2 protein-coding genes are annotated in these 2,779 nt (G+C 47.1%); both read left to right on the top strand.

Features of this window, described 5'->3' with window-relative positions:
* On the top strand, positions 1-1,056 hold a 1,056-nt coding region (locus Q0314_RS08405), incomplete at its 5' end, for a TonB-dependent receptor (protein ID WP_298058209.1).
* A 185-nt stretch (positions 1,057-1,241) separates the two neighbouring features.
* Positions 1,242-2,779 (top strand): SbmA/BacA-like family transporter (locus Q0314_RS08400; RefSeq protein WP_298058208.1); only part of this gene is annotated, 1,538 nt, incomplete at its 3' end.

Below are 2,779 nucleotides of genomic sequence, written 5' to 3'. Positions count from 1 at the left end.
TTTACCCGCCACGACAAATGGGCGCCAAACGCCAGCCTAAGCTCGCTTGGTATCGGGCTATATAACTGGAACGGCGCCGCGATAGCCGAGCCCAACTGGAACGGTAGCACGATAACGGATGATGACCTATACACGACTAAAATTTACCAGCGCTCATTTGGTATCGGCACGAGATATAACTTCACGGATGACTGGCACTTGCTAGTAGGCGGCAGATTTACCAGCGTAAAATACGACAAAAAATGGGACGACCTCAAAAACCACACGAGCAAAAAGACGCTAGATCTCACCAAAAATCATTTTGCGCCTTATGCGGGTCTTACTTGGGATTTTGCTAAAAATCACAGCTGGTATGTTAGCTACGCAGAGATCTTTAAGCCTCAAAGCGCGACGGACGCAAACAAAAACATCCTAAAACCGATCGTAGGCTACAACGTAGAAACTGGCGTAAAATCAGAGTACTTTGACGGCGCGCTAAATACCGCAGTCGCGCTATTTCAGGTCGTGCAAGAAAACAGAGCTATCCAAGATCCGTTAAATACCACCAACAGCATCGCCGAGGGCAAGGTGCGAAGCCGCGGCCTAGATCTTGAAATTTCAGGCGCGCTAACGGATAGATGGAATCTTTTTGCGGGCTATACGTTTAACAAAAGCGTCTATATGAAAAGCGAGAAAAAGACCTCTACAAACGTAAACTACGACAAGGGCGCGAACGCAAAATCCTACGTACCTAAGCATTTGTTTAAAATTTACACCAGCTACGAGATACCGTTTTCTAGTAGCCAAAAGCTAAGCTTTGGCACCGGCGTTAGATGGCAGAGCGCGACTTCGGGCTTTTATCAAAACGTAGCCTATGTAGCGCCTACGCAAAAAGCCTATGCGCTTTGGGATGCCAACGTGAACTACTTTTTCAACAAAAATTTCAGCCTCGGGCTCGCGGTCAAAAACATAACCGACAAAAAGTATTTTATGAATACGCAAAACAGAACCGCCGGCATGAACAACTTCTACGGCGATCCGCGAAATTTCACGCTGACGTTTAACTATACGTATTAAAGAACTTTGCGGGATCAAATTTGCGTAAATTTCAGCTTTTTTGAAGCGGTAAATAAACATACCGCTTCGCACCTTAAATTTAAACAAAGCAGGTTAAATTTGGGCTAAAATTTGCGCCGCATAAAAATTTCTGAACGTAAATTTACCGCTCGCCACAGAGCAAAAATCAAACAAAAAGGCTAAATTTGCAGATTTTAAAGAAGTTTTTCATCATCGCGGGCTGGTTTTGGACGGGCAAGCGCTCGCTGGGGGCGTGGGCGATGCTGGCCATGACGCTGGGAGCTAGCCTAGCCATCGTCAAGGTCGCGACGCTAATGAATGCTTGGGATAAAAAATTTTATGACGCGATCGAAAAATTTGAAAAAGATCTCATGCTCACGCTTGTGGGCGAATTTCTCGTCTATACCGCCGTTATCGTGCTTTTTATTGTGATCGGAAACTGGTTTAAAAAGCTGCTTGTGATCTCGTGGCGCGAGAGCCTAAGTGAAGAGATGGAAAATCTATGGCTAAAAAATGCAAATTTCTACCGCTTATCCACGGCCGCAGGCTTTGATAACCCGGATCAGCGTATCGCAGAGGATAGCCTCCTACTTGCCGACAAAAGCGTAAATCTCATAAAATCCATGGTTTACAACCTCTCCAAGCTTTTTGCTTTCACGTTTATCCTCTGGGAGGCATCAAAGGTACTGCACTTTAGCGCGTTTGGTCGCGAGTTTGCGTTAGAGGGCTTTTTGGTCTACGTCGCGCTCGTTTATACGCTTTTTAGCTCGCTAATCACGCACCTCATCGGCCGTAGCCTAAAGCACCTAAACTACGAAAAACAGCAGGTCGAGGCCGACTACCGCGCAAATCTGCTAATCACTCGCGAAAATGCCGAAGCCGTCGCGCTGATGAATGGCGCAGGCGCTGAAAAATCGCGCTTTAGAGCGAGCTTTAGCGAGGTAGTGCACAACTGGCGCGTCATCATGAACACCGAGTTTCGCCTTGAGTGCTTTTCGGCTAGCTACTTAAAAATCACAAATCTAATCCCGATTTTTGCCTGTTTGCCACTTTATTTCGCGCGGGCGATGAGCTTTGGCGATATGATGCGGGCACGCTCGGCGTTTTACAGCGTGCAGGACGGCTTTGCGTGGTTTATGGACTATTATAAACAGATCATGGAGTGGGCGGCAAGCGTGGAGCGCGTGTATAAATTCATCGATATCGCGCAGGCAGCGGACTCTAAGGTCAAATTTGATGCTAAATTTAGAGAGCACAACAGCGATCTTGATGACGCAAACAAACCTGCCCAGGTAACGGCAGCAAATTTGGCGCAAGATAAATTTAAGAGCGTTAAATTTGACGAGAGTGGCGAACAAAACGAGCTAAAATGCTCAAATTTGCAAATTTTTACTCCAAGTGGCGAAAGATTGGTTTGCGGGCTAAATTTAAACATAAAAAGCGGCGAATGGACGCTACTGTGCGGAGCTAGCGGAACAGGCAAAAGCAGCGTATTTAGGTATATCGCCGGCATCTGGGATCACGGCTCGGGCGAGGTTTGCTTGCCGTGCGGGACGATGGTCGTGCCGCAAAAGCCGTTTTTGGCGCGCATGAGCCTAAGGCGGCTTATGGCGTATCCTAGCGATTTGCAAGGCGTAGACGCCGATTTTACCGATATTTTAAGGCGGGTACGGCTAGAGAAATTTATCTCCGAGCTAGACGAGATCAATGACTGGGGCAAGAT

This window comes from uncultured Campylobacter sp. (assembly GCF_938040115.1).
Taxonomy (GTDB): Bacteria; Campylobacterota; Campylobacteria; order Campylobacterales; family Campylobacteraceae; genus Campylobacter_A.
The sequence above is the reverse complement of the archived record's forward strand: the minus strand, read 5'-3'. Positions and strand labels throughout refer to the sequence as shown.